General features: G+C 57.4%; 21 protein-coding genes. 7 read left to right on the top strand and 14 right to left on the bottom strand.

Going from position 1 to position 24,614, the window contains the following annotated elements; all coding sequences use genetic code 11:
* The first annotated feature begins 45 nt into the window (after positions 1-45).
* From AC2TCY_RS12490 to AC2TCY_RS12475, 4 genes are read left to right on the top strand one after another with little or no spacing between them, the layout of a single operon-like run.
* A complete protein-coding gene (locus AC2TCY_RS12490) occupies positions 46-2,454 on the top strand; it encodes a GcvT family protein (RefSeq protein ID WP_480847780.1) in 2,409 nt (802 codons plus the stop codon).
* Positions 2,451-4,001 carry a trimethylamine methyltransferase family protein gene (locus AC2TCY_RS12485; protein ID WP_480847779.1) on the top strand — a complete coding sequence of 517 codons (1,551 nt, stop codon included), beginning with the start codon at positions 2,451-2,453 and terminating at the stop codon, positions 3,999-4,001. The genes AC2TCY_RS12490 and AC2TCY_RS12485 overlap by 4 nt, the downstream gene beginning before the upstream one ends.
* Positions 4,002-4,685, top strand: coding sequence for a TetR/AcrR family transcriptional regulator (locus tag AC2TCY_RS12480; protein ID WP_480847778.1), 684 nt, complete (start codon positions 4,002-4,004; stop codon positions 4,683-4,685). It begins immediately after the preceding gene.
* On the top strand, positions 4,672-5,973 hold the full coding sequence (locus AC2TCY_RS12475; protein ID WP_480847777.1) for an NAD(P)/FAD-dependent oxidoreductase: 1,302 nt from the start codon (positions 4,672-4,674) through the stop codon (positions 5,971-5,973). The genes AC2TCY_RS12480 and AC2TCY_RS12475 overlap by 14 nt, the downstream gene beginning before the upstream one ends.
* Here AC2TCY_RS12475 and AC2TCY_RS12470 read toward each other — a convergent pair.
* Positions 5,970-9,365, bottom strand: coding sequence for an indolepyruvate ferredoxin oxidoreductase family protein (locus AC2TCY_RS12470; protein WP_480847776.1), 3,396 nt, complete (start codon positions 9,363-9,365; stop codon positions 5,970-5,972). The genes AC2TCY_RS12475 and AC2TCY_RS12470 overlap by 4 nt on opposite strands.
* 143 nt (positions 9,366-9,508) lie before the next feature.
* Here AC2TCY_RS12470 and AC2TCY_RS12465 point away from each other — a divergent pair, with 143 nt between their 5' ends.
* On the top strand, positions 9,509-9,970 hold the full coding sequence (locus AC2TCY_RS12465; RefSeq protein ID WP_480847775.1) for an Lrp/AsnC family transcriptional regulator: 462 nt from the start codon (positions 9,509-9,511) through the stop codon (positions 9,968-9,970).
* 3 nt (positions 9,971-9,973) lie between these two features.
* Here the strand turns inward: AC2TCY_RS12465 and AC2TCY_RS12460 are convergent, their stop codons facing one another.
* Positions 9,974-10,363: a DUF3307 domain-containing protein gene (locus AC2TCY_RS12460; protein ID WP_480847774.1), complete on the bottom strand. Its 390-nt coding sequence runs from the start codon at positions 10,361-10,363 to the stop codon at positions 9,974-9,976.
* A gap of 213 nt (positions 10,364-10,576) precedes the next feature.
* Between AC2TCY_RS12460 and AC2TCY_RS12455 the strand changes: the two genes are divergently transcribed.
* Entirely contained in the window at positions 10,577-13,573 is a 2,997-nt protein-coding gene (locus AC2TCY_RS12455; protein ID WP_480847874.1) for an ABC transporter transmembrane domain-containing protein, read from the top strand.
* A 7-nt stretch (positions 13,574-13,580) separates the two neighbouring features.
* On the opposite strand, the gene AC2TCY_RS12450 is transcribed toward AC2TCY_RS12455, so the two are convergent.
* The 9 genes from AC2TCY_RS12450 to AC2TCY_RS12410 form a co-directional block, all read right to left on the bottom strand.
* Positions 13,581-13,868 carry an ArsR/SmtB family transcription factor gene (locus tag AC2TCY_RS12450; protein WP_480847873.1) on the bottom strand — a complete coding sequence of 96 codons (288 nt, stop codon included), beginning with the start codon at positions 13,866-13,868 and terminating at the stop codon, positions 13,581-13,583.
* A 112-nt stretch (positions 13,869-13,980) separates the two neighbouring features.
* Positions 13,981-15,213, bottom strand: a complete 1,233-nt coding sequence (locus AC2TCY_RS12445; RefSeq protein WP_480847773.1) for a mandelate racemase/muconate lactonizing enzyme family protein — start codon at positions 15,211-15,213, stop codon at positions 13,981-13,983.
* A 21-nt stretch (positions 15,214-15,234) separates the two neighbouring features.
* The gene (locus AC2TCY_RS12440; RefSeq protein ID WP_480847772.1) at positions 15,235-16,329 is read right to left on the bottom strand and encodes a Zn-dependent alcohol dehydrogenase; all 1,095 of its coding nucleotides are present in this window, start codon (positions 16,327-16,329) and stop codon (positions 15,235-15,237) included.
* An 82-nt stretch (positions 16,330-16,411) separates the two neighbouring features.
* A complete protein-coding gene (locus AC2TCY_RS12435; protein WP_480847771.1) occupies positions 16,412-17,611 on the bottom strand; it encodes a TCR/Tet family MFS transporter in 1,200 nt (399 codons plus the stop codon).
* Positions 17,612-17,694: 83 nt separating this feature from the next.
* Complete coding sequence (locus AC2TCY_RS12430) at positions 17,695-18,408, bottom strand: alpha/beta fold hydrolase (RefSeq protein ID WP_480847770.1); 714 nt, start codon at positions 18,406-18,408, stop codon at positions 17,695-17,697.
* A gap of 12 nt (positions 18,409-18,420) precedes the next feature.
* Positions 18,421-19,209: a 3-oxoadipate enol-lactonase gene (gene pcaD / locus AC2TCY_RS12425; protein ID WP_480847769.1), complete on the bottom strand. Its 789-nt coding sequence runs from the start codon at positions 19,207-19,209 to the stop codon at positions 18,421-18,423.
* 74 nt (positions 19,210-19,283) lie between these two features.
* A complete protein-coding gene (locus AC2TCY_RS12420) occupies positions 19,284-20,258 on the bottom strand; it encodes a threonine ammonia-lyase (protein WP_480847768.1) in 975 nt (324 codons plus the stop codon).
* Positions 20,255-21,082: an alpha/beta fold hydrolase gene (locus AC2TCY_RS12415; RefSeq protein ID WP_480847767.1), complete on the bottom strand. Its 828-nt coding sequence runs from the start codon at positions 21,080-21,082 to the stop codon at positions 20,255-20,257. Before AC2TCY_RS12415 ends, AC2TCY_RS12420 begins: the two co-directional genes overlap by 4 nt.
* Positions 21,082-21,768, bottom strand: a complete 687-nt coding sequence (locus tag AC2TCY_RS12410; RefSeq protein ID WP_480847766.1) for a haloacid dehalogenase type II — start codon at positions 21,766-21,768, stop codon at positions 21,082-21,084. The genes AC2TCY_RS12415 and AC2TCY_RS12410 overlap by 1 nt, the downstream gene beginning before the upstream one ends.
* 124 nt (positions 21,769-21,892) lie before the next feature.
* Here AC2TCY_RS12410 and AC2TCY_RS12405 point away from each other — a divergent pair, with 124 nt between their 5' ends.
* Positions 21,893-22,321, top strand: a complete 429-nt coding sequence (locus AC2TCY_RS12405; protein ID WP_480847765.1) for an FKBP-type peptidyl-prolyl cis-trans isomerase — start codon at positions 21,893-21,895, stop codon at positions 22,319-22,321.
* Between the two features lie 10 nt (positions 22,322-22,331).
* Here the strand turns inward: AC2TCY_RS12405 and AC2TCY_RS12400 are convergent, their stop codons facing one another.
* The 3 genes from AC2TCY_RS12400 to fabB are packed head-to-tail and all read right to left on the bottom strand — an operon-like array spanning position 22,332 to position 24,612.
* A complete protein-coding gene (locus AC2TCY_RS12400; protein WP_480847764.1) occupies positions 22,332-22,526 on the bottom strand; it encodes a hypothetical protein in 195 nt (64 codons plus the stop codon).
* A gap of 59 nt (positions 22,527-22,585) precedes the next feature.
* Entirely contained in the window at positions 22,586-23,377 is a 792-nt protein-coding gene (locus AC2TCY_RS12395; protein ID WP_480847763.1) for an enoyl-ACP reductase FabI, read from the bottom strand.
* A gap of 5 nt (positions 23,378-23,382) precedes the next feature.
* Positions 23,383-24,612: a beta-ketoacyl-ACP synthase I gene (gene fabB, locus AC2TCY_RS12390; protein ID WP_480847762.1), complete on the bottom strand. Its 1,230-nt coding sequence runs from the start codon at positions 24,610-24,612 to the stop codon at positions 23,383-23,385.
* Between the last annotated feature and the right edge of the window lie 2 nt (positions 24,613-24,614).

The following is a 24,614-nucleotide window of genomic DNA, read 5'->3' as shown; positions in this document are numbered from 1 at the left end:
ACAGTGCTACTAGCTTCGGTCGAGACTCATCCAGGGGAGGTCGGGATGAAAACCCATTATCGTGTAGTTGTCATTGGCGGCGGCGTTGTTGGTGCCTCGGTTTTGTACCATCTGGCTAAATTCGGCTGGACAGACGTGGTTATGCTGGAGCGGCGTCGGCTGGCGTCGGGGTCTTCGTGGCACGCCGCTGGTGGTATTCACGCGCTGAATGCCGACCCGAACATGGCTTCGTTGCAGGCCTATACCATTGATCTGCTGAGCGAGATCGAAAAGGAATCCGGCCAGAATATCGGTTTGCATATGACCGGCGGCCTGACGCTGGCTGGAACGCCCGAACGCTGGGAGTGGTTGCAGGCGAATTATCGTATCTTCCAGTCTATCGGTATTGACGATTGCGAATTGCTGACGCCGGAAGAGGCGCAGAAACGTTGCCCGATTATGTCTACGGATGGTGTGCTTGGGGCCATGTGGGCGGACCGCGAAGGCTATATCGACACAACCGGCACCGTGCAGGCCTACGCGACAGCCGCGAAGAAACGTGGCGCTGAGTACTATGAAGAAACCAAGGTCGAGGAACTGATCCAGACCGATGATGGTTGGAAGGTTGTGACCGACAAGGGCACGATCACATGCGAGCATGTGGTCAACGCGGCTGGTCTATGGGCTAAGCAAGTAGGCCGTATGGCAGGTGTCGAGCTGCCGGTTTCTCCGCTCAAACACCACTACCTGATCACTGACACGGTGCCCGAAGTTGCGGCGGCTGATTTCGAAATGCCGATGACTGTGGATCTGGAAGGCTTCACTTATATGCGGCAGGACCAGAAAGGTGTTCTGGTTGGTATCTACGAAGTCGACCACGAGCATTGGGCTATGGACGGAGCACCCTGGAACTATGCCGAGGAGCTGTTTCAGGAACAACTTGATCGAATCGAAAACGAACTGACGCTTGGCTTTGAACGCTATCCGTCGATCCAGAATGTCGGCATCAAGACATGGGTGAATGGGGCCTTTACCTTCTCGCCCGACGGCAACCCGCTGGTGGGTCCGGTGCCCGGCAAGCGGGGATACTGGTCGGCCTGTGCCGTGATGGCCGGGTTCCTTCAGGGTGGCGGCGTTGGAAAGACCTTGGCTGAATGGATGATCCATGGCGAGCCAGAGGCAGACGCATGGCCCATGGACGTGGCGCGCTATGGCGATTTCGCTCAGAACAAGCGATATATCCGCGAGACCACCGGCCAGTTCTATTCCCGCCGCTTCGTGATGACCTATCCGAATGAGCAACTGCCTGCGGGGCGTCCGCTGAAAATGGCCCCCGCTCATGACGCGATGACCGAGGCGGGGTGCAAATGGGGCGTCAGCTGGGATCTCGAGGTGCCGCTGTATTTCGCGCCGAAAGGGTTCGAGGAAACCCCGACGCTCAAGCGGTCGAACGCGCATGACATTGTCGCCGAGGAATGCAAGGCGATCCGCGAAGGTGTTGGCCTTTTGGATATTTCAGGCTTCTCGCGGTTTGAAGTGACGGGACCTAATGCCAAGGTGTGGCTGGATAAGGTCATGGCCTCGAAGCTGCCCGCGCCAGGACGCGCCAAGCTTGCGCCGATGCTGGGCGAGAACGGGCGTCTCAAAGGCGATCTGACCGTGCTGAATTGGGGCGATGGTAGCTGGTGGATCATGGGCAGTTACTATTTGCGTGCCTGGCATATGCGCTGGTTCGACGACCACATGATTGATGGCGTTGAAATCCGTGATCTGGGCGAAGAATACTGCGGTTTCAGTGTTGTTGGCCCGAAGTCTCAAACTGTGATCGAGAAGCTGGCCGAGCAGGATATCTCAGACTTGAAGTTCATGGGGTGTGGTGATTTCGATATCGGTCTTGTTCGCGCGCGCGTCGCCCGCATGTCGGTCACCGGTGAAATGGGTTATGAAATCAATTGCCGCTACGGGGATCACATCAAGTTGCGCCGCATGTTGCTAGATGCCGGAGCCGAGGAAGGAATTCGCGAGTGCGGGTTCAACGCCATGCTGTCCACGCGGTTGGAAAAGAGCTTTGGTATTTGGTCGGCGGAGTTCACCCAGCTTTATACGCCGGGCATGACGGGCATGGATCGCTGGATTGACTGGGACAAGAACTTCGTCGGCAAAGGGGCCGCCGTGACTGAACGTGACGGCAATGGCCCGGCACAGGTTCAGGTGACGCTTGAGGTGGATGCGCAGGATGCGGATGCCAGTGGGTACGAGCCTGTGTGGTCAGGCGAAAAGCGCGTTGGGTTCGTGACGTCGGGCGGGTATGGACATTACACCGGAAAGTCGCTGGCGATGGCTCTCGTGGACCGCGAAATGGCGGAACCGGGCACGGACCTGTCCGTGCATGTTGTAGGTGTCGAGCGGTCAGCGCGCGTCATTGCGCCGTCGCCCTATGACCCGCAAGGCAAAGCGATGAGGGGCCAAGGATGAACTCTCAAACCCAAGAACGCGGACGAAGACGGCGGGGGCGCGGCGTGGAAGCCGCTCCTGTCGCCAGTCGCGATGTGAATTACCGTCAGTTGAAGAACCCGTTCCCGTTGATGGAAGTGTTCCCTGCGGATCAGATCGCGGACATGCACGAAACCGCCCTGCGTACGCTTCAGGAGCTCGGCGTGAAAGTTCTGTTGCCCGAAGCGCGCCGTACCTTCGAAAAGGCCGGCGCGCTGGTGGATGAAGACGGCGAGATGGTTTTTATCGGGCGGGATATGGTCGAGGCAGCTGTTGCCTCGGCTCCCAAATCGATTGCTTGCCGTGCCGGTGCCCGGCGTCGCGATTTCACGCTGGAGCTCGGAAACCTGGTGTTTCAACCGGGGGCTGGGGCTCCGAACGCGACCGATCTGGAGCGCGGGCGTCGCCCGGCGACCGGAGGGGACTACCTGGATTTTCTGAAACTCACTCATCATTTTGATGTGTTCCAGATGATTTCGCCACAGGTCGAACCGCAGGATGTGCCGACTCATTTGCGCCATTACTTCACGACGCAGGCGCAGATGGAGCTGACGGACAAGTTCCCGTTCTTTTTCTCGCGCGGCACGCCGCAGGTGTTGGATTGTTTCGAAATGCTGTCCACAGCACGCGGCTTGTCTGACGACGAATTTCGCGCAAATCCACATAGTTACACAATTATCAACACCAACAGCCCTCGCACATTGGATATCCCGATGGCGCAGGGTCTGATTGACTTTGCGCGCCACGGTCAGATGTCGATCATCACACCGTTCACCCTGATGGGAGCGATGGCTCCGATCACGGTCGCCGGAGCCATTACGCTTTCTCATGCCGAGGCGCTATCTGCACTTACCTTGACGCAGCTAGTAAATCCTGGCGCGCCGGTCTGCTACGGAACGTTTACCAGCAATGTGGACATGAAATCAGGCGCGCCCGCTTTTGGGACGCCTTCCCATTTCCAGGCGTCGCTGGCGGCCGGTCAGCTCGCGCGGCACCTGGGCCTGCCTTGGCGCTCGGCGGCGGGATCGGCTTCGAATACCAATGATGTACAGGCGGCTAATGAAAATCAGTTCGGCCTTTGGGGCTGCCTGATGGCCGGTGCAACTGTGATCATCCATTCCGCGGGCTGGTTGGAAGGGGGCTTGACGGTTTCTTTCGAGAAACTGGTTTGTGACGCCGAAGTGCTGAATATGGTGGCCGAACTGTGCGCCGGGGCGCAGGCCGGGGCATCCGAGATCGGTTTCGACACTGCTTTGCGCGAGGTTGAGCCAAGCGGCCATTTCTTCGCCACCAGTCAGACAATGGAGCGCTATAATACAGCGTTTTATGAGCCGCATCTGCACGATTACGCCAATTTCGGCACGTGGACTGAACGTGGCTCATTGGATGCCAATCACCGTGCGACCGGGGTTTGGAAAGACATCTTGGCGAAATTCAAAGCGCCAGATCAGGATGCGGACCGCCTTGGTGCATTGCAGGATTTCATCGCGCGCCGTACCGAAGAGGGCGGCGCGCCGCCGGAGAGCTAAATGAGCACAAAACCCATCCTTCACCGTGACGATCCCGAGGCTGAACCTCTGGTCGGGAACATTAAGGTCACGCGCGATGACTGGCTTAATGTGGCGCTGGACGTGTTGATTTCAGACGGGGTAGAGCAGGTCAAAGTCATGAACTTGGCTGAGCGGATGGCCGTGTCGCGGTCGTCCTTCTACTGGTATTTCAAATCCCGGCAAGAATTGCTGGATGCGCTGCTCGCTCGGTGGCAGGCGACCAACACTGCAGCCTTGATTGCGCAGTCCGAGTTGCCAGCGGAAACGATCACGGCGGCGGTGTGCAATGTCCAGCGCTGCGTGGTGAATACCGATCTCTTCGACACAGCGCTGGATTTCGCAGTTCGTGATTGGGCGCGTCGTTCGGGCAAAGTGCGGCGGATGCTGGATCAGTCGGACGTACGGCGCCTGGCGGCTTTGTGCGCGATGTTCATTCGATACGGTTATGACGAAACCGAGGCTAAAACACGCGCGCGCGTGTTGTACTACATGCAGATCGGGTACGATTTGGCACAGCTGAACGAGCCGATGGCCTTCCGACTGTCGATGGTTCCGCACTACCTCTATGTCTTCACTGGGGTCGAACCACGGCCCGAAGAAATCGAAGAATTCAGCGCCTATGCAAAACGTTTCTGGGAGGGGGCAGATCATGAGCCAACCTGACGCAATCATCATCGGAACCGGGGTGATCGGCGCAGCCATCGCGTTCGAAATGGCCAAGAAGGGTTGGAAAACCCTGTCGCTGGATCGCAATTTACAAGTAGGCCACGGCTCGACCGCTGGGTCCTGTGCCATTATTCGCATGCACTATTCGACATTCGACGGAACGGCATTCGCATGGGAGGGATACCATTACTGGCGCGACTGGGTCGACTATCTGGGATTGCCCAACACGAACCTGGCGCAGTTCCGAGAAACCGGATGTCTGGTCATGAAGACCGAAGCCAACGGAATGCTGGAAAAGCACAAAGAGAACAGCTCAGCGTTGGATTGCCCGTTCGAGGAATGGTCGCCGGAGAAGATTGTCGATCACCTGCCGATCTATTCACAGGACAGTTTTGCCCCCGCCCGGCGCATGGACGACCCGGAATTTGGGCAGCCAAATGGCGGCCACTTGCAAGGTGCAGTGTTCTGGCCGAAAGCCGGTTATGTCACGGACCCGGCGCTGTCGGCGCAAAACCTGATGGATGCGGCCAAAATACACGGTGCTGAAGTGCGCACTGGGGCGGAAGTGGTTGAAATCCTGACGCATGACGGCCGTGTGTCTGGGGTCAGGCTGGCCTCTGGTGAAGAAATTAACGCTAAGGTGGTTGTGAACGTTGCGGGCCCCGGATCGGCAATCGTCAACAAAATGGCTGGCGTTCTGGGCGATATGACGATCGAAACCCGACCCTTACGACAGGAAGTTGTACACGTGCCTGCACCGGCGGGCTTTGATTTTGAGCATCAGGGCACAATCGTGTCGGACAGTGACATTGCGCTCTATTGCAGGCCAGAGCATGGCAATCACATTCTGATCGGATCCGAAGACCCTGAATGCGATCCACATCAGTGGTGTGATGACGACCAGAATTACAACCACGAATTCACGGACCAATGGACGACCCAAGCAATGCGATACGCGCAACGCGTTCCTAGCTTGGGAATTCCGTCGAAAACGCGCGGGGTCGTCGATCTTTATGACGCTTCGACCGACTGGATACCGATCTACGACAAATCCAGCTTGCCGGGATTCTACATGGCCTGTGGCACCAGCGGGAACCAATACAAGAATGCGCCGATCGCCGGCAAGATGATGGCCGCCCTCATAGACTATTGCGAGGGCGGGGCAGACCATGACACCGAACCCCTGCAATTCGAGTTGCCCTATATAAAGCACACAATCGACGTTGGGTTCTATTCTCGCAAACGCCCGATCAACACGGATAGCAGCTTCTCGGTGCTGGGCTAAACAGAGGCATTGCGTGCCTGTTCAAAGCTTGCTTCCCGAACGGGCCCGTAACCCCGAACCTGATCTGCTGTCGACAGGATATCCATCCAGTCTGTTTCGGACCGGCTGGAATAATCTGTTTCAAGCTGGGTTAGCAGGCCTTCGTACCAAACTAGGATACTGCGGTGCAGTCGTGCCTCGGTGTGATAGCCGAATGGGTTCCAGATCTTGCCGCGCAGCCCTTTGGCACGGGCAAGTGTCGTGAGCACAGGGCGGAACCAAGGGCCGAATTGCCTTTTCACCGGGCGACCCTGTTCGTCCTTTCGCCAACCTATCAGGGGAGGGGCGAAATGATATCTCGTCTTGAAGTCACCATCGAAGGTGCGGGTAAGCTCGTCCGCGAACGCTTTGGAGGTTTGCAGGCGGGCCACCTCAAACTCGTCCTTGTAGGCCATGAAACGGAAAAGGTTGCGAGCGGTGCTTTCAATAACGCGATCCGTGATCAACGGCTGCGCTGCGCGTAAGGCAGCGATCCGGTCGGTGTAGCGCTTCGCATAGTCTGCGTCCTGATAGTCTCGCAAAAACGCCGCACGTCGCTCGATCATCTGATCCAGAGTTTCATCACTGTCTTTTTCACCAGTCACCGAAGGAATGCGGTCGGGGTCAGCCGCCAGACAACGACCGATGGCGAAGGCCAGCCGGTTTTTCTCAACGGCGACCCCGTTCAGCAGAATGGCCTGTCCCAATGCGCTGTGCGAAACGGGCACCAGACCCTTTTGCCACGCAAAGCCCAGCAGGATCATATTGGCGAAAACCGTATCCCCAAGCAGGTTTTCGGCAGCCCGGTTCGCATCGAAACCCGACAGGTTCTCAGCCCCCACTACACCTTCTATCGCCTGTTCACGGGCGGTTACGTTCAACTGAGCATCGCGGTGCAGTACCAAATCACCGGTCGGCATCTCGGCCCGGTTCAGCACAACCGCCGTTCCTTTTCGGTAATGCGCCGAAGCCTTGGGCGCCGAGCTGACGACTATATCACATCCGATCACGGCATCCGCGGCACTCGTGTCGATCCGAACCTGGTTCAGAGCATCCGGAGTTGATCCGAGGCGAATATAACTGAGGACAGTTCCAAACTTCTGAGCAAACCCGGTGAAGTCCAGAACGGATGCCCCTTTACCCTCGAGATGCGCAGCCATAGTGATCAGTGCACCCACGGTCACGACGCCTGTTCCGCCGACGCCGGTGACCAACAAGTCGTATGGCTGGTCCAAAGTCGGCAAGGGAGGCACGGGCAGGTCGATTTCAAGATTGGTCAGGTTCAGGTCGACGGCCTGTTTCCGGCGCTTGGCACCTTCAACGGTTACAAAGCTGGGACAGAACCCGTTCAGGCATGAGTAGTCCTTGTTGCACGTACTCAGGTTGATTTTGCGCTTGCGGCCAAACGGTGTTTCGCGCGGTTCGACGCTGAGGCAGTTCGAGGCGATAGAGCAATCCCCGCAACCTTCACAGACTAGATCGTTGATCCACACGAACCGATCCGGGTCCTCCATCGTGCCCCGTTTCCGGCGTCGGCGCTTTTCAGTGGCGCAGGTTTGTTCATAGATCAGGACCGTGACACCGGGGATTTCACGTAATTCCCTCTGAAGCAAATCCATATCGATCCGGTCGTGAAAGGTGGTGCGCTGCGGGAAATCCGAGTGACGGAATTTAGTTATGTCATCCGAGACCAATGCGATCCGGTCCACGCCCTCGGCGCGACAAGTCTGGGCGATGCCTGCGACACTGATCGGCCCGTCCACCGGCTGCCCTCCGGTCATGGCGACGGCGTCGTTGTAGAGGATTTTGTAGGTGATATTCGTCCCGGCAGCGACTGCCTGCCGGATGGCCAGAGACCCTGAGTGATACCAGGTCCCTTCGCCAAGATTCTGGAAGATGTGTTTTCCGCCGTTGAACTTCGAGGCCACTACATGCGGCACTCCTTCTCCGCCCATCTGTGCATACCCGGCGGTCTCGCGGTCCATCCACGACGCCATGACATGACACCCGATTCCGCTGGCCGCGGTCGAGCCTTCGGGCACCTTGGTCGAAGTATTGTGCGGACAGCCCGAACAGAAATACGGCGTGCGCGTCGCACCTGGCACACTAATCAGCTGTGGTGGCGTATCCGTCAGAGCTTTGGCTTTGGAAGGCAGGTTTTCTTCCGGGAAGAAAGTGTGCAACCGCGCGGCGACGATGGGGGCCAGCATCAGGGGGCTCAGTTCGCCCGTCCAGGGGATCAGCGGTTCACCGTGACTGTCGTATTTGCCAACCATTTTGTGCGGCTTGTCGCCGGGCCAGTCATAGAAATACTCTTTGAACTGGCTTTCGATGATGCCGCGCTTTTCTTCAACCACCAGCACCTCGGCCTTGCCTTTCACAAAGCGCAGTGCATTGCGGCGGGCGAGAGGCCAGACCATGCCGACCTTGTAAATGTCGATACCCAAACGACGGCAGGCGGCCTCGCCCAGACCAAGCAGTCTCAGTGCCTCCATCAGGTCGAGATGGCCTTTGCCAGTGGTGACAAACCCGAATTTGGCTTTCTCGATGTCGTAGATGCGCCTGTCGATTGGGTTTTCCTCGGCAAAGGCTCGGACGGCGCGCAGCTTGTGCTGAATGCGGGTTTCGATTTCAGGAGAGGGCAGATCGGCCGAACGCACGTGCAACCCGTTCGGCGGCAGCTCGATCTTAGGCAAAGTGAATTGACGATCCGAGCGCAGTTCTACTGAACGCGCACTTTCTACGGTTTCAGAAACCGCTTTGAACCCCACCCAAGTACCCGAAAACCGGGACAGCGCCAGCCCGTATTCCCCGTATTCCAGATATTCCGCAACTGATGAAGGGTTTAGCGTTGGCATGAACCACGCCATAAATGCAACGTCCGACTGATGCGGCATCGAGGAGCTGACGCAGCCATGATCGTCGCCAGCTACCACCAGCACCCCGCCCTTGGGGGACGATCCATAGGCGTTGCCGTGTTTCAGCGCGTCCCCCGACCGATCGACGCCAGGTCCTTTACCGTACCACATGGAAAAGATGCCCTCGACCTCGCAATGTGGATCAAGAGTGGACTGTTGCGCGCCCAGAACAGCTGTTGCCCCTAAATCTTCATTCACTGCAGGCATAAAGGTGATGCGGTCGGCCTTTAGTCGATCCTTTGCACGCCACAATTCCAGATCCAGACCGCCCAGCGGAGACCCGCGATAGCCTGAGACAAACCCAGCCGTGTTCAAACCTGCCTGTCGATCGCGCCGGGCCTGATCCATCATGATCCGGGCTAAGGCCTGTGTGCCGGTCAGAAAGACGCGGCCCACGGTCTGGGTGTATCGATCCTCAAGTTGATAAGTGCGTAGCGCGGGGGTGTGTTGGGTCATCGCGTGCGTCCGTCGGATTGCCTGTGTTGTTGAGGAATTCTAGCCCACTTAGGATGAAGAGATGTGCCATGTTTGACTTGGTATTGAAGAAATTCCGAAAAATTTGTTCACTAGTATGGCAATATTAGAAAGGAATCACCGAAGTGGATCAGTTGGACGACAGAGACCGTAGTATTCTGGAGCATCTGCAGAATGACAGCCGTATGTCGAATGCTGATTTGGCGGATAGGGTGGGCATGTCCGCCTCGGCCCTTTGGCGCAGGGTACGCGGGCTGGAAGAGGCGGGGATCATCGAACGTTATGGCGCAGTAGTCAGCCCATCCGCCATGGGGTTGGCTTTCGAAGCCATCGTTCACGTGCATTTGACGCGCCACGATCCGGAAAGGATTGTCGATTTCATCAGGGCGGTAGAGTTCAGCCCGGAGGTGCAGGAATGCTATGCCACGACCGGGCAGGCAGACTACCACCTGCGTGTTCTGTGCCGAGATTTGGCGACTTACAATGAATTTCTGGAAGACTTTCTGTTTCGTCTGCCCGCCGTTGCCAGCGCGCAGACGAATGTAGTGTTACGCACGATCAAACGTAATCGACCGATTGTGCCTTGACCCTCAGGCCGCGAATGTCGCCCAGGCCCACGCCATAGCGATATACGTGAGATTGTGCAGACACTGGTCCAAACCCGCCGCGCGCCAGAAAGCAGCCTGATTGGGCTGCAGCTGCTTTTTGTCGGAATAGCTGGCCTTGGCAAAGTCGATGTGGAAATGAACAATCCATTCAAGCGCCGCGATGATCAGGATGAATTCAATCGGCGCGCGAAAAAGGGCAAAAATAATGACAGAGCCCACGACATGCACTGCCGCATGCTGTGCCCGGCCCATATGAAGATATGAGCCCCGCCCCGAAAGCATCTTGGGCGTTTGTAAATAGTAGTCGGCAAACATGTGTTTGATCTGCAGCAGGCAGAGCAACAAAAACACAGCGCCTATTGTTGCAGGCAAATGGACCCTCCCGATATCGTCCTGAATCAAAGACTAGGGGGTAAAAGTGCTGCACGCAAATGAACTTGTTCACACAATTGAAAATTGGCGTAAATCGGGAATTCATTTGCGTCGTTGGATACGATTGCGGTAAATTCGGCCCGTTGTATTCGCGACGAAGTCAGTGATTTAAGTGACGGAACAGTAGCAGGGGCAGGTTCCATAGAAAGCACGATCTTTCGATTTATTTGGAAATACTCAAAACGCGACCAGTTGATACTACTGGCCGTGACCTCAACGCTGTTTCCGCTGCTCTACCTGACGTTGGAATTACCCAAGCGTATAATCAATGACGCCATCGGGGCCGCAAGCCCGATTGTGGACGTCTGGGGGTATGGTCTGGAACAGACTACGTTCCTGATGGTCCTGTGCTTTGCCTTTCTGATCGCGGTTCTGGCCCACGGGTTGATGAAGATGCGCATCAACACCATGAAAGGCGTACTGAGCGAACGGATGTTGCGCCGGTTCCGCTATCAGCTAATCAGCCGCGCGCTGCGCTTTCCGCAGCCGTATTTTGAGCGGGTCAGCCAGGGCGAAATGGTGTCGATGATCACCGCTGAAAGCGAGCCGATGGGCGGGTTGATGGGTGATGCGATCAGCCAACCGGTTCTGCAGGCCGGGCAGATGATAACAATCCTGTCCTTTCTGTTTCTGCAAAGTGTCTGGTTTGGCCTGGCGGCGGTTGCGCTGATCCCGCTGCAGGCTTGGCTGATCCCACGCCTGCAGCGGCAGATCAATTTGCTGAACAAGAAACGAATCCAGGAAGTGCGCGTACTGGCCGCTCAGATCGGCGAGAACGCAGCCGGCGCCTCGACCCTGCGTGCCAATGGGGGATGGCGGTATCGCCGCGCCAAGGTTTCGGATCAGCTGGGGCGCTTGTTCGCCATTCGGTTCGATATCTACCAGAAAAAGTTCTTTATGAAGTTCATCAACAACTTCATTTCGCAATTGACCCCATTCATGTTTTATCTGGTTGGTGGTCTGCTGGTTTTGCAAGGCTCGGTCTCGTTGGGGGCGCTGGTTGCGGCACTGGCGGCATACAAGGATCTGAGTTCGCCGTGGAAAGAGCTGCTGACTTATTACAACCAGACTCAGGACATGTCGTTGCGCTGGGAGGTTGTGGTCGAACGGTTTGCGCCTTCTGGCATGCTGGATGAAAAGCTGTTCGAAGGTGAGCCGGAAACACGGCCGCATCTGACCGGCGATATCGTACTGGATCACGTCTCGGTCCGCGATATCGATGGCAATCACATTCTGGACGATCTGGAGCTGACCTTTCCAGCGGGTCAGACCATTGGCATTTCCGCGCCCAGTGAAGAGGACCGGCGGGCGCTGGCTGATCTGTTGACGCGTGAAGTTCTGCCTGGTTCCGGACGGGTTGAAATCGGGGGTCAGAACCTTTCGCAGCTGCATCAGGCGGTGGTGGCATCACGGATCGGCTATGCCTCATCCCGACCGGTGATGTTCCAGGGCTCGCTGGGTGACAATGTTATGATGCCGATTCGTTTCAAGCCACTTGCGGCGCCCGTGGATGATCCCGATTTTGCTGAGACTCTGCGTGCCGGCAACAGTAATGATCCATTCAGAACCGAATGGCTGGACCCGTCATTAGCTGGTTTTGAGAGCCCTGAAAACCTGCGTGACTGGTGGTTGAAGCTGATCGACGGAATGGGATCCGGAACCGCATTGTTCCTGCGCGGTGCGGAACAGGCTTTTGATGCGAGCGAGCACCCGGCACTGGCGCAAAAACTGGTTGAGGTACGTCCGCGGGTGCGACAAGCCATACAGTACGCCGGGCTGGAGCACCAAGCGTTGATCTTTGACCGGAATACCTACAACCCGGCATTGCCAGTGGTCGAGAACCTTCTGTTTGCCACGCCGCGCGTTCCCGTCACCCAAGAGGTACTTGCCCGGCAGACGGTGTTCCTGGGACAACTGCGTGAATTGGGGTTGGACGAGACTCTGATTGGTCTGACGCGTGATGTGATCGAGATGTTACGTCAGATCTTTGGTTTGGACGGCACAGATCACCCGCTGTTCCGCAAGCTGGGGCTGGAGGTCCAAACTTACGAAGCGGCCGTTGACTTGATGGAGTACACAAGGAACGAAGGCGTTTCCGGGCTGGATGACGAACAGTTGGCCAGCCTTTTGGCGGTTCCCTTCGTTATCTCGGCGGAACAGATTGGACCGGCCTTCACGGACGAGTTGAAAAACCGCATTCTCGAGCTGCGTGCAAGCCACTCAGAAAAGCTAATGGAGCGGCTGCATGATGTGTTCGTGCCGCTGGATGTGGATGAATTTGCGCCCGGATTGACGGTCATGGAAAACGCCTTGTTTGGCAAAGTCAGCCAGATTGGTGGTGCACGGTCGGATGAGGTTCGCAAGACAATTGTCGATGTGCTGGCTGAGAACGGAGCACGTCCATTAGTGGTGGAACTGATCTACGATGTACCCGTTGCGCTGGGCGGGCAGAACCTGCCTGCGGTTTTTGCTGAACCTTTGGCATTCACCCGCGCGACAATAAAAAAGCCTGATGTTCTGATCCTGGAAAATGCGTTGGCCAGCTATGACATGGAAACTCAGGTGGCCGTATACAAAAACCTGCGTGCTTTGTTACCAGAGACGACTGTCATATACTTGAATGACCAGTTTCAGAACCCGCAGGCATTTGACATGTTTGTCGAAATTCGCCAGGGGCGGGTTGTTTCGGACGAAGGACCCGCAGACGTGGAAGAAGATGGTGCTTCCTCAGCCGATCTGGCGCGCAAGCTGCGTGCGCTTGAACAGACCCCGCTGTTTTCGGGGTTGGACCGGCGCCAATTGCGGCTATTGGCCTTTGGTGCACGCTGGTTTGATGCGAAGCCGGGCGAAGTCGTCTTTCTGAAAGACGATCAGCCGACCGACGGGGCCTATGTGATTCTGGACGGCGAGGCTGGCCTATACCTGCCGCAGCCCGACGGGCCCGATCAGCTGATTGCCAAGGTCGGCGCAGGTGCTCTGGTTGGTGAACTGGGCCTGATCCGAAAAGAACCCCGTGCGCTGAGCATGATCGCAGAAACCCAGCTGTCCTGTTTGCGCATCGGAGAAGAGGAATTCCTGGCTGTCGTGGAAAACGACGCGGCGACGGCATTCAAGCTGTTGCAGGTGATAGCTGGGTACGTCTCCAACTGATCAGTGTTCATCCGCCGGGTTTGCAGAATAAGTCGTACAATAGTTCGATGACCTGAGCGGTTTTTCCGTCATGCAGGGCATAGTAAATCGTCTTACCCTCACGACGGGTGGTCACCAATTTCTCTTCTCGCAGCCGCGCCAGCATCTGGCTGACTGCGGCCTGCCGCATGTCCAACAGGGCTTCCAACTCGCCTACGGACTGTTCACCCGTGCTCAGATGGCACAGGATCATAAGCCGCCCCTGATGTGCCAGAGCCTTGAGAAACGCGGCGGCCTGAGCCGCGCTTTCCTCCATGTCCGCCGGAGTTTTCGGCGAAAGAGCGCCAGAATTGAGGTCTTGAACAGTCACGTTTGAACCGTATTGCAACGAGGGGTCGTTGCAATATGCCTTAATCCCTGACGGTTTGTCACCCCTCCGTCGCTGGGGCTCCGCCTTGAAAGGCGTTACCATTGACGTAATCGCAGGGGTCTTCTTGCATCTGTAAATGTAGGCCGTCGCCGGTGTAGGGATGCGCTCGGGCAAGGTCTTCATCCACTTCGATACCCAACCCGGGCGCCATGGGAGCGCGAACAAAACCGTCCTGAACCTGGATCGCGCCTTTGATCAGCTGGCCATGGAACGGAGTTTCGATGGTTTCCAGAAGCAGCAAGTTCGGGATCGAAGCCGCAAGGTGTACGTTAGCGGCCCATTCAACAGGACCCGCATAAAGATGTGGCGCCATCTGGGCGTTGAAGACTTCGGCGATGGCGGCGACTTTTTTCATCTCCCAGATACCTCCGGCGCGGCCGAGCGCGGGCTGGAGGATTTCAGCGGCGCCGGCGCGCAGGACGGCACTGAACTCGGCCTTGGTGGTCATGCGTTCGCCAGTCGCGACTGGAATACGGACATTACGGGCCACGCGGGCCATATCTTCGATCATGTCGGGCGGCGTGGGTTCTTCGAACCACAGTGGAGAATAAGGCTCCAGCGCCTGACCTAATCTTATGGCTCCAGCTGTGTTGAACTGGCCATGTGTGCCGAACAGCAAATCGGCCTTGTCGCCGACGGCTTCGCGAATGGCTTTACAGAACGCAACCGACATCGAGATATCGGACATCGCAGGCATATGCCCGCCGCGGATCGTATAGGGGCCAGCGGGATCGAATTTAACGGCCGTGTAACCCTTTTTGACCATTTCAGCCGCACAATCGGCGGCTTGTTCCGGCGATGTCCAGAAATCGGTCAGATTATGTTGGGGAAGCGGGTAGAGATAGGTGTAGGCACGGATACGGTCATTCATCAGCCCTCCGAGCAGCGCATAGACCGGTCTGTCCCGATCTTTTCCCAGAATGTCCCAGCATGCGATTTCCAACCCCGAAAACGCGCCCATCACGGTCAGGTCCGGGCGTTGGGTGAAGCCACTGGAATAGACGCGGCGAAACATCAGTTCGATATTTTCGGGGTTTTCGTCCGCCATGTGCCGGTCAAAAACGTCTTGGATCACATGGCGCATGGCTTCGGGCCCTACAGAGGAGGCATAGCATTCGCCCCAGCCCGTGATCCCCGTATCGGTCGTCACCTTGACCAGTATCCAATAGCGCCCACCCCAACCCGGAGCAGGCGGGGCGGTGACAATGATATCGAGATCCTGAAGTTTCATCGGATGTCCTTTCGCCTGGGCTCAGCCCTTGTCGAACATGATCACGTTACGTTTGGCCGAACCTGTCTTGGTGTCTTCGATCGCCTCGTTGATCTGCGATAGGGACCAGCGGCCCGAAATAAGTTCGTCGAGCTTCAGTCGCCCTTGTTCGTACAGGTCAATCATCCATGGGATATCACGTTGGATGACTACATCGCCCATCTTCGAGCCGATCAGGCCTTGCCCCAATGCAGCCAGGATAACGGGTTCATAAGAGGATTGATCTCCGGAATGCGGCATCCCGATCATGATGGCCTTGCCGCCGCGACCGAGATAGCGCGGGGCCTGATCATAAGCCGGAATTGCACCTACGGTGATCAGAACCGCGTCCGCGCCCCGGCCGCCCATAGCCTTGTAGGCTGCTTTCCACGGCTCTTTCAGACTGGCTAACACGCCATCCGTCGCACCGAATTCACGAGCGATCTCCAGTTTTTCTTCGGTCATGTCCACGGCTACGATGCGCCGAGCGCCGGCAATACGGGCGCCTTGAATGGCGTTCAGTCCAACGCCACCGGCACCAATCACAACAACGTCTTGACCCGCGCGCAGCCCGGCGGCATTCACCGCTGCGCCGACGCCTGTGATTACTCCGCAGGACAGAAGGCTGGCCACGTCCTTTGGCATGGTCTCTGGTATTTTCACGATCTGCCGATGGCTGATCACGACTTTTTCGGCAAAAGCGCCACAGGCCATTGCCTGTTCCAATGGCCCACCGTCTGCCGTGCGCAACGGACCCTTGACTGTGTCATAGGGTGTTTCGCAAATAGTCGGTTTGCCGCTTGCGCAAGACGGGCAGGACCCACACGCGCGGATCAGAGTAACAACGACAGAATCGCCAATTTTGAAATCACCTGCGTGGTCGCCCACAGCCGTGATGACGCCTGCAGCCTCGTGCCCATAAACGGCAGGCAGAAACCCGCCCCAGGCACCGCTGGCATAAGTGATGTCTGAATGGCAGATTGCCACCGCGTCCAGAGTGACTTCGACCTCGCCCACGCCGGGCGGTGCGATCTGGATATCTTCGATGACCATGGGTTCACCGAACGCGCGGCAAACAGCGGCTTTGATGGATTGCATTTCTGTCCCCGTTTCCTGTTCAGGCCACGGTGAACCGTCGTGGTGCAGCCTGCAAGACGGTTTCCGTCACGACCGTGTCGTTTTACGCTACGGCGCGTGCGGGGCGCAGGAATAACAGCAAACCTGCTAGCATAAGGATCAATGCCAGCAAGAACGGTGCACCTGGCAAATAGATCGGGGCGCCCGGTTCGGCGAATTTCGCGAAAACGTAGGTCATCACCAGTGGCGATATGATCATCGACAATGCGTGCAATGCGGCAAGCACGCCCTGCAACTCGCCTTGTTGCGAGTCCGGAGTCGTCTTGGACATCATCGCCTGCAGGGCCGGGGTCACGACGGCCCCCAACGCCGTTACTGGAATCAGCATCAGGGCAATGAACCCATTGGTCAGAAAGGCCAGCAGAACAAAGCTGATGATTTCGAACCCCATACCCCAGATGATCGTTACTCTTTCACCCAAATATCGGGTTGCCGGGCGGATCAACCCGCCTTGTACGGCAGCCATGCCAAGCCCGTAGACACCCAGTGACAAGCCAATCATCTGTGGCGACCACCCGAACCGTTCAAGAGTGAAGTAGGACCAGATCGCCGGGTAGACGTATATCGAAATCGAGTACAGGAAGTAGACCCATAGAAGCGGTCGAATGCCCGGAAGAGAGGCAACAGCTCGTAACGCTCCGGCCGGGTTTGCCCGCCTCCAATGGAAGGGTCGTCTGGTCTTTTCCGTGACGGTCTCGGGCATAACCAGAAGCCCGATCAGAAACCCGAATGCAGAAAGTCCCGCCGCGGCCCAAAAGGGCGCGCGGGTGCCAAATTCGCTCAGTAATCCGCCCATTAGCGGACCTAGAACGAACCCTACGCCGAACGCGGCGCCCAGTAGCCCGAAATTGGCCGCCTTCTCGTAAGGCTTTGAGACATCAGCCATAAAGGCCGCCGCTGTGGAATGTGTGGCAGCCGTAATCCCCCCGACAATGCGACCGGCCAACAACAACCAGATGCTGCCCGCAATGGCCATCACCACGTAATCCAGAGCCATGACAAAAAGCGAAACCAACAGAACCGTTCTGCGCCCATATGCATCCGACAGGTTGCCAAGAACCGGTCCGAACAGGAACTGCATGGCGGCAAAGGCTGTACTGAGAACACCGCCCCAAATGGCAGCGCTGGCCAGCGTACCGCCCTGAACGTCCACGATCAGTTGCGGCATGATAGGCAAGACCAGACCGATGCCCATTGCGTCGATCATCACGGTTCCAAGAACGAAAAGAAATGGCAGGCGCATGGGAATCCAGAGCTGGTTCGTAGCCGGACCCTATCTGCGGATCTGTCTAGTGAAAAGAGAGGTCTTGTCGGTCAATCGTGCCGTCACATCTGTTGCGCAACCCGGTCGATCAACTCGGCCAAGTGCCTGGGATGAGAGAAAAACGGCGAATGTGAACTATCTATGGTCAACCGCAAATCCGGTTTGGCGCATTGGCCCATCTGCGCCTGGTATTCCGTTGGAATCGTCCTGTCGTCGGCAGTGCGGATATAAGCTTTGGGCACTTTGGCAAAGTTATCACCTGTGGGCAAAGGCGTATCTTGCGGCAGGATCGCCTGCGGGCAAAGACGGGCGAGTGCATAGGTCACGACCTCGGACGGGCAGTCGTGATAGAACAAGTCCTGCACCCGATCCGGCAGCACGCTATATGATAAGCCGTCAGCTGACTTTTCGACAGCATCGCCAATCAATTGGCGCGGTGCGTTCTTTCTCATCTCGACCATCGATCGGCCCGATTGCGGCACATATGCACATAGGTAGATCAGGCCTCGCATGGCATCCGGATTAGCTTCAGCCGCCGCACTGACGGGATAGCCTCCCCACGAATGCCCAAGAACGATTGTTTCTGGCGTTGTCGCGGCCAGAACGGACTCACGACACAGGTCCAATGTAACATCTGAGATCGAAGTTGGATCGGAACCGTGGCTTGGCATATCCATGGCGCGGGGAGAGTGACCCAGAGATGCCAGCGCGGGAACCAGATCGCGCCAACACCAAGCGCCGTGGCAAGAACCATGAACTAACAGAATATCCGCCATAATCGTTCTTCCTCAGATATGCCCTATCTCGGTCAGGAAACCCGTCAGCAACGCCGCGTATTTCTCAGGGCGCTCGACACAGGGTAAATGGCCCGCCTTTCGGATAAGCTCAAACCGAGAGCCCGGGATCAATTCAACTGTTTCCCGCACGAGATCAGGTGGGGTCGAGCCGTCTTCACTGCCGGCAATTCCTAGCGCTGGAAGACGCAGCCCGCTGGTCGGGGTGTAGAAATCCGTGCCGGAGATCGCCGCGCAGCAGCCCAGAAACCCATCGAGTGGCTGCTGAACCATCATATTGCGCCAAAGGACCATGTCGGGGCTTGCGCGGAATGGTTTTGAGAACCAGCGTTCCATGGTCGCGTCCGCCAACGCCTCGACACCGCCAGAACGTGCGGCAGCGATGCGATCTTTCCAGATTTCAGGGGTGCCGATCTTAGCCGCCGTGTTCGACAGCACCACCGCGCGGATCTGGTCCAGACGTTTCACAGCCAGTCCCTGCGCGATCATACCGCCGATGGACAGCCCAACAAAAACGCAGTCTTTGACCTGCAGATGATCCAGCAGTTTTTCCGTATCGCGCACCAAACTACCCATAGAATAGGGTGCGGGAGGCAGCGTCGACAGGCCATGTCCGCGCTTGTCAAAGCGAATGATGCGCAGACCCTTTGGCAGAAACGGCAACACTGGATCCCATAGACGCATGTCGGTTCCCAGCGAATTTGCAAAGACCAATGGCGCGCCATCGTCATCTCCGTCGATACGATAGTGCAGACCAACGTTTCCGAGGTCGGCGATGTGCATAGTTTTGGTCCCCGTAATCTCACACATTTGAGTGAGTATCTGTTGGTGGATTGTGCACCGGTCTTGCCGAATTGTCAGGTCAGGTATTCCAACGCCTGTGCAAATATCTGCGGGTCGACATTTCCACCCGAGGCCACCACGATTACCGCGTCACCTTCGATCTCGTCGTTGCGAAACAAGGCCGAAGCCAATGAGACCGCGCCGCCAGGCTCCAGTACGATCTTGAGGCGCAGAAAGGCAATGGCCATGGCTTGCAGGGCTTCTTGTTCTGAAACAGATAGGCCCGGACCACAGAGGCGGTTCAGGATGGGGAAGGTGATCTGTCCCGGTTGCGGTGTCAGGATCGCGTCGCAGATGTTACCGGAGGTGGCATCGTTTTTCTGAATGCGACTCGACACCAACGAGCGTTTGACGTCGTCGAACCCTTCAGGTTCACATGGTCGCGGCCGCAAACCCGGCGCATGCCCTTCAAGTGCGAGTGCGATGCCCGAGGTCAGACCGCCGCCGCCGCAACAGATCAGAACATCCGCCTCTGTCACGCCCAACTTCTGCGTCTGTCGTGCCAGTTCCAACCCTGTAGTGCCTTGCCCGGCGATCACCTGCGGCTCGTCATACGGGCGGATCAGCGTCAGACCGCGTTGCGCGGCCAGAGCCTCGCCGATCTCTTCCCGGCTTTCGTTGGCGCGGTCATACAGCACCACTTCGGCCCCCAATGTGCGGGTGTTTTCAATTTTAAGCTGCGGCGCGTCCGAGGGCATGATGATGACCGAAGAGATGCCATGCCGCGATGCTGCATATGCCACGCCTTGTGCATGGTTGCCCGACGAGAATGCGATAACGCCACGCTGGCGGGCTGCCTCATCCAGCGCCGAAATGGCTGACCACGCCCCGCGAAATTTGAAACTGCCGGTATGCTGCAGACATTCCGGCTTTACCAAAACCCTGCGGCCTGCGATTTCGTCCAGGAAGGGAGAGGTCAGGATCGGTGTTTCACGCGCATGCCCCTTCAACCGCAATGCTGCAGCCTCGATCAACTCCAACGTGCTCATGCGGCCCCCAAAACTCTGCGAATAAGGTCTAGTGACTCTGGTTCATCCAGAAACGGAACATGGCCACGGTCTGGCACCTCGACAGATATCATGCCGGGATACCGGCTGTGCATTTCAGTCAACGTTGCCGCGCTCAGAACGTCCGAGTTTGCGCCGCGGATCACGCCGGTCGGAATCGCGTGTAGCGCATCGAAGAACTGCCAAAGGTCAGGAGGGGCGCCGATCGCGGATTGTTCAATCAAGGCAGTACGCAAAGCTGGATCGTAGCGCAGCGCCAGCCCACTGTCGGTTTCCGAAAACTGCGCCTCGGCCTGTTGGCGCCACCTTTCGATGGGCACGCCGGGGAAACGAGGCTCCATCACATGTTTCAGCGCTTGCGCGGCTTCGTCGTAGGATTCTGAGCCGGGTTGCTTACCGACATAATCCATGATCTGCGCGATCCCCGAGGGTTCGATAACCGGGCCGACATCGTTGAGTATGACACGCGACAGCCGCTTGGGATGACTGGCGGCAAGCGCCATCGCAATCAAACCGCCGCGCGACGTCCCCAAAATACCGACCGTATCCAGGCCAAGATGATCAAGCAATTCGATCGCATCGAGGGACTCACGGAAGATGTTGTAGTTCATGTATTCCGGGTCGAATTCCGACTGACCGCGCCCGCGATAATCCATCGTGATCATGCGCAGATCGGTGATATGAGGCGTCAAGTACCTGAAATCGCGGCTCGTTCGGGTCAGACCGGCCAAACACATTACAGGTGTTCCAGCGCCCGTGTCTTCGTAATAAATGCGCTTGCCGTCTGACGTTGTGAAACTTGCCATTACAGCCCGGCCAGATCTGGAATTGTTGTCAGATCAGACAGAACATGAGCGGGTTTCCACGGCAGGCGGTCCATCGGCTCACCTGCACGGTTGACCCAGGCGGTGACAAAACCGTACCCGCTGGCCCCGGCGGCGTCCCAGCCGTTTGAACTGACGAACAGAACTTCGTCACAGGCGCATCCGAACCTCTCCTGCACCAGATCGTAAACCCGCGCATGAGGTTTGAAGATGCCGACGCTTTCTACCGACAAAATGTCGTCCAGCACATCGCCGATCCCTGCAGATTGCACGGCGCCATTCAGCATCGGGGGAGAGCCGTTGGACAGAATCGCGGTCTGCATTCCTCCGGCCTTGAGGGAGGCCAGCATCGCGGGCACTTCGGGGTAGGCCTGCAGCTCCCAGTAGAGATCCAGCAATCTCTGGCGCAGCGTGTCATCCCCTTGAAGGCCTACGGCCTCTAACGCCCAATCCAGACCATCTTGAGTAACGTCCCAGAAATCGGCATGGGCGTTGGCCACGGCCCGCAGCCATGTGTATTGCAGCTGTTTTAAGCGCCAGTGATTGGCCAGCTCAGGCCATTTCTTTTGCAATGCCTCAAAGCCAGGCTGTGCTGCGGCCTGTCGCGCGGCAGCAGCCACGTCAAACAGCGTGCCATAGGCGTCGAATACACAAGTTGTGATTGCCATCTGATCCTCCCCTGGTCGGCCGCAGGTAAACATAACGGTCGCGAGGGTTAAAGGCCTTAGGGTTTACAATATGGTGTGAGGCCCTAGGCTGCGCTGTTCAACCCCCTTGAGGCCGGAGGCCAACATGACCGCAATCAAACAAGGCGACACAGTTCGCATCCATTACACCGGCACATTGCTGGACGGCAAAGTGTTCGACAGCTCCGATGGGCGCGATCCGCTGGAGTTTGTGGTCGGGTCCGGGCAAGTCATCTCCGGTTTGGACGCCGTATTGCCCGGAATGGAAGTGGGTGAGAAAAAACGGGTCGAGATTGCATGCATTGACGCCTATGGCCCGATCAATCCTGGCATGCGACAGGAAATCCCGCGCGAAGGTATTCCCGATGATATTCCATTGGACCCCGGTACCCAGCTTCAGATGCAAACGCCTCAGGGGCAGGCCGTACCGGTAACAGTGGTGGATGCGAACGAAGCCACCGTGACGCTGGACGCAAATCACCCGCTTGCCGGACAGGACCTGGTCTTCGATTTCGAAATCGTTTCGGTCAGCTGAACGGCAAGGATCAGAGGCCGGGAACCCAGCCTCTGATTGCCTCAAATGCTTCAACGACTTCTGGCTGCGTGAAAAAGACAAACGCAGTCAGTAAGGCAGTCAGTGCTACCAGCAGAACACGCGCACGACTTCCCCGGATTGCGGGTGTCTTTCTGGTGTGCTGAACGCGCCCGTTATTGGCTAGGATGTGGTCAACTTTGCTCATAACCCAATCCCTGCCGCCGAAAGATGGTTAAATCTAGGCGTTGGCAGGGAAAGTTATGGTCACATCGCTTCTGGTTGAGGCATGCCCAGAATATGGTACCCGCCATCCACACGGATAATTTCGCCCGAGGTATAGGCACCAGCATCCGAGGCCAGATAAACAGCTGTGCCGCCTACAGCCTCCAGCGTCGCATTCGAGCGCATGGGGGCGTTCTGGTCGCAGAACTTGTAAGTCTTCCGTGCACCGCCAATGGCAGCCCCGGCCAGAGTCTTCATCGGACCAGGAGAGATAGCGTTCACGCGGATCCCCTCGGGCCCAAGGTCGTTGGCCAGGTAGCGTGTGGCCGATTCCAACGCAGCCTTGGCCACACCCATCACATTGTAATTCGGCACGACTTTGTTTGATCCCTGATAGGTCAGCGTTAGCAGCGTACCGCCGCTTTCCTGCATCATGGGATACGCGCGGCGTGCGACTTCGATGAAAGAATAGGCGGATACGTCCAACGAGTGTTTGAAGTTCGCCCGCGTGGTGTTCAGGAACCGACCCGTCAGTTCAGATTTGTCCGAATAGGCGATGGCGTGAACCACAAAGTCGATGGTCGGCCAGCGCGCCGCCAATTCATCAAAAGCACGGTCCAGAGATTCGTCATCGGTGACATCGGCATCGACCATGAAATCGCTGCCAAGGCTTTGGGCCAGCGGCTCGAGTCGTTTGCCGAATGCCTCACCCTGATAAGTGAATGCCAGTTCAGCGCCTGCTTCGTGCATGGCCTTGGCAATGCCCCATGCAATCGAGCGGTCATTGGCCACGCCCATGATCAGGCCGCGTTTACCCTTTAGAAGATCCGACATCACATTCACCCGTTATACTTTGACAGAACCATGGAACCGTTGGTGCCGCCAAAGCCGAAGCTGTTGGTCATCACGCTGTCCAGTCCTGCGTTTTCAACTACTTGAGTTGCAATTTCACCGGGCAGGATGCCTTCGGCAAGAGTGTCGACATTGATCGACGGAGTAATGAAGTCATGGTGCAACATCAGCAGGCAGAATATCGCCTCGAGCGCACCAGCCGCGCCTTGAGCGTGGCCTGTCATTGATTTTGTAGAAGAAATCGGCGGCACGTTGCCTTCGCCAAAGATGCGGCGGACGGCTTCTACCTCACCCACATCCCCGACCGGGGTCGAAGTGCCGTGGGCGTTGATATAGCCTACCTTATGCCCGTCGGGCACGGTCGATAGGGCCAGCCGCATCGCGCGCTCGCCACCCTCGCCAGAGGGAGCGACCATGTCGTGGCCGTCTGACGTGGCTGCGTAGCCGGTGACTTCAGCGTAGATCTTGGCTCCGCGTGCAAGAGCGTGTTCCAGATCTTCAAGGACAACAATGCCGCCGCCGCCTGAGATCACGAAACCGTCGCGATCCTGATCGAAGGCGCGGGACGCCTTTTCCGGCGTGTCATTATATTTCGACGACATGGCGCCCATTGCGTCAAACAAGCAGGACAGGGTCCAGTCCAGTTCCTCGCCGCCACCTGCGAACATCACATCCTGCTTGCCCAGCATGATCTGTTCCGCCGCGTTGCCGATGCAATGCAGCGAAGTCGAGCAGGCCGAGGTAATCGAATAGTTGATGCCCTTGATCTTGAACGCGGTCGCCAGGTTGGCCGAAATCGTCGAGCACATGCATTTGGGCACGGCGAAGGGGCCTATGCGCTTTGTCGCGCCTGTCTTCAGAACGGTCTGGTGTGCTGTCAACATGGCGCTGGTCGACGGCCCGCCTGAACCAGCAACCAAACCGGTGCGCGGATTCACAACCTGATCTTCGCTCAGGCCAGCATCGTCAATAGCCTGGCTCATTGCGATATGTGCGTAGGCAGCGCCGGGCCCCATAAACCGTAGGGTGCGCTTGTCCACATGCTTGGCGACGTCGATCTTCAGCGTTCCGGCGATCTGGCTGCGGAAGCCATGTTCGACCATCTGCTCATTGGCCTCGATCCCGGATTTACCGGCTTTGAGTGAGGCCAGGACCTCTTCGGCATTGTTCCCGATGGAGGAGACAACCCCCAACCCGGTGACAACTACTCGACGCATGT

Source organism: Ruegeria sp. HKCCD7181 (assembly GCF_057221055.1).
This window is presented reverse-complemented; position numbering and strand designations above follow the sequence as displayed.